Source organism: Hydrogenophaga sp. (genome assembly GCF_018780385.1).
In the GTDB taxonomy this organism is placed as follows: Bacteria; Pseudomonadota; Gammaproteobacteria; order Burkholderiales; family Burkholderiaceae_C; genus Hydrogenophaga.
The window spans coordinates 1-3,096 of the sequence record NZ_JADMJO010000002.1 but is presented as its reverse complement, the minus strand read 5'-3'; the positions used below and the strand labels follow the sequence as shown (position 1 = coordinate 3,096).

Annotated in this window: 4 protein-coding genes; all 4 read right to left on the bottom strand. The window is 67.7% G+C overall.

Annotated features, from left to right (window positions below; translation table 11 throughout):
* Window positions 1-686 (bottom strand): MFS transporter (locus tag IV113_RS00510; RefSeq protein WP_291079752.1); only part of this gene is annotated, 686 nt, incomplete at its 3' end.
* A gap of 172 nt (window positions 687-858) precedes the next feature.
* Window positions 859-1,200 carry a cupin domain-containing protein gene (locus IV113_RS00505; RefSeq protein ID WP_291079750.1) on the bottom strand — a complete coding sequence of 114 codons (342 nt, stop codon included), beginning with the start codon at window positions 1,198-1,200 and terminating at the stop codon, window positions 859-861.
* Window positions 1,201-1,213: 13 nt separating this feature from the next.
* On the bottom strand, window positions 1,214-1,897 hold the full coding sequence (locus tag IV113_RS00500; RefSeq protein WP_291079748.1) for a response regulator: 684 nt from the start codon (window positions 1,895-1,897) through the stop codon (window positions 1,214-1,216).
* A partial coding sequence (locus IV113_RS00495) for a histidine kinase (RefSeq protein WP_291079746.1) occupies window positions 1,894-3,096 on the bottom strand: 1,203 nt, incomplete at its 5' end. The genes IV113_RS00495 and IV113_RS00500, both read right to left, overlap by 4 nt.

Sequence of the window (3,096 nt, the reverse complement as noted above, 5' to 3'; positions counted from 1 at the left end):
AGCGCCACGTAGCCACCGAAGACGATGCTGTAGTACTGGCAGTACTTGAGCACCTTGGGGTCCTTGAGCGCCTTGAGCTGGTCCATGAAGGACACGTTGCTCGGCACCCGGTGCGAGGGGTCGCTGTGGCTGAACAGCCAGAACAGCACCACCGTGCCCAGCATGATGGCCGCGTACACCTGCGGCACCATGGTCCAGCCGAAGGCCACCAGCAGCACCGGCGCGACGAACTTGTTGACCGCCGCGCCCGAGTTGCCCGCGCCGTACACGCCCATGGCCATGCCCTGGCGGTGCTTGGGGAACCAGCGCGCCACATAGGGCGTGCCGACCGAGAAGGAACCGCCCGCCAGACCGACGAACAGGCCGATGGTGAGGAAGTGCCAGTACGCGGTGGCGTAGCTCATGAGCCAGATCGCCGGCACGGTGATGGCCATGAGGATGGCCATCACGATGCGGCCGCCGAAGCGGTCGGTCCAGATGCCCAGCGGCACGCGCACCAGCGAGCCGGTGAGCACCGGCGTGGCCATGAGCAGGCCGAACTGGGTGGAGTTGAGGTCCAGCGCCTTCTTGATCGGGATGCCGATGACACCGAACATCATCCAGACCATGAAGCACACGGTGAAGGCCAGCGTGCTGACGAGCAGCACGGACCAGGCTTTTTTGTCGTTGTTCAGTTCAGAGGCCATGTTGTCTTTCTCCACGCGGGGCATGGCAAGACTGTCGGCGCTGGGCGCGCTCATGGCTATCCGCCTCCCGGGCGCCGGGCGCGGCTCTGAAGAACGATGGTGGCGGGACGCGGTGCGTCCGGAAGAACTAGGACGGCCGGTTTGTGGCCATCACTTGATCTGGATCAAGGCCTCAGGGCCGATCCCCCATGCCCAGAACGATGGTGACCAGCACGCTGGCGTCTTCCACCGCAAGCAGGCTGTGCGGCACCCCACCGCGCAGGAACAGCAGCTGGCCGGCCTTCAGCCGCTGCACGCCCTCGGGTGTTTCAAAATCGATGCCGCCTTCGAGGCACTGCACGGTGATCTCGCCCGCGACCTGGTGCATCGGCATGGAGCGGCCCCGCGGCAGCATCAGCCGGATGACCTCGAGCTGCTCGGACTTGAACAAGGCGGTGGACTGGGTGCTCAGCGCGTCGCCCCCCAGGTGGCGCAGGTTGGCGATTTCGCCCGATTCGAGGTGGTGCAGGGCCATTGGGGTCTCCTGGTTAGGTGTGACGGGCGGCGAACACCGCCGCCTGCACGCGCGAGGTGAGGTGGAGTTTGCGCAGGATGTGTTGCACGTGGATCTTGACCGTGGTCTCGGCGATGTCGAGCTGGCGGGCGATGTGTTTGTTGCTGTCGCCGCGTGCGATCAGGTGCAGGATCTCGAGTTCCCTCACCGAGAGCGAAGCGAGTTCAGCGCCCGCGGTGGCCATCGGTGCACCGGGCGCCTCACCCTGGGCGGGCGGCTGCGCGCGCAGCGCCGACACCAGCTTGGTCGTCATCTCGGGGCTGACCACCGACTCGCCGTCCATCACCTTGACGATGGCGTCGCACAGGTGGTGCGACTCGACCGTCTTGAGCAGGTAGCCGTCGGCGCCGGCCTTGAGCGCGGCCACCAGGTCGGCCTCGTTCTCGCTCACCGTGAGCATGAGCACGCGGCTGCCCGGCGCGGCCTCGCGCAGCGCGGGGATGGCGTCCACCCCCAGCACGCCCGGCAGGTGGTTGTCGAGCAGGATCACGTCGGGTCGCTGGCGCGCCAGGCAGCGCAGCGCCTCGCCCACGTCGCCGGCCTCGCAGCTCACTTCGAAGCGCGGGTCCTGCGAGAGCAGCGCCATCAGCCCGCGGCGGAACAGGGAGTGGTCGTCCACCACGAGCAACTGGATCGGGCGGGCAAGGGTGTCGGTCATGGAACGGCGTGCTCGGTGGCGGGTGCGGAGATGAAAGTGGCCGCCACCGGGTGCGGTGGCAGGGTCAAGGTGACGGTGGTGCCCTGGCCGGGCTCGGAGCTCACGTCGACCCGCGCGCCGATGAGCGCGGCGCGCTCGCCCATGATCTTCAGCCCCACGTGGGATTCGTCGGGTGCGTCCAGCGCGTCAAAGCCCGCGCCGTCGTCGCGCACGCGAAACAGCCAGTGCGATCCCTTGATCACGTCGAGCTGAACGTGGCTGGCACCGGCGTGCTTGCGCACGTTGGACAGCGCCTCCTGCAACACGTGCAACACCTGGACCTGCACGTCGGCCGGCAAGGGCAGGCCATGGCCTTCCACATGCAGCCTGGCGGGCAGGCCGGTCTGGTGCTGGAACTTCTGCAGCGTCTCCTGCAGCGCGCGTTCGATGTCGTCGGTGTTGGTCCGGGTGCGAAAGTGCACCAGCAGTTCGCGCACGTCGTTGATGCTTTCGCGCAGGCCTTCGTCGAGTTCGTCGAGCGTGCTCATCACCCGCGCGTCCTGGCCCTTCTGCGCCGCGTTGCGCAGCAGCTGGACCTGGATCTTCAGGAAGGCCAGCGACTGCGCGATGGAGTCGTGCAGCTCACGCGCAATCAGGGCGCGCTCCTCGCCCACCGCCGCCTCGCGCTCCAGCGCCGACGCCCGCAGACCCTCCAGCGCATTGGCCAGGTGGCTGGCCAGGGCATCGAGCAGTTCGGTTTCGCCCGCGCTCAGGCTGGTCTGCGACCGGTAAAAGAGATTGATCTCACCGATGAGCCGCTGCTGCAGGCGCACCGGCACGCTCACCAGCGTCTCGAAGCCAGCGCGCACGCAATGGCGCACCTCCAGGTCGTCATGGCTTCGGATGGGAATCACACGGGTGCGCGCGTCAGGCTGCAGGTTGCCGCAGGCACACGCGCCGGCCAGCAGGCTGCGCTCTTCCTCCACCATGTCCTGGGGAAAGCAGTCGGAGGCCAGCATGAGGTAACGCTGGCTGGCCTCGTCGCTCCAGCGCACCGCGACCGCATCGGCCTTCACCACCGCGCGCACGCGCTGGGAAAAACCGCGCGAGAGCTCCTCGATGGTGCCGGCCTGGGCCATGAAGGCACTGACCTCGTACAAGGTCTCCAGCCGCGCGCGCTGCGCCTCGATGTGGCGCGTCTTGGTCTCGACCTGGCTCTC

Coding starts and splice junctions, on each gene's coding strand:
- IV113_RS00500 (WP_291079748.1), bottom strand. CDS start 1,897: ATGACCGACACCCTTGCCCGCCCGATCCAGTTGCTCGTGGTGGACGAC.
- IV113_RS00505 (WP_291079750.1), bottom strand. CDS start 1,200: ATGGCCCTGCACCACCTCGAATCGGGCGAAATCGCCAACCTGCGCCAC.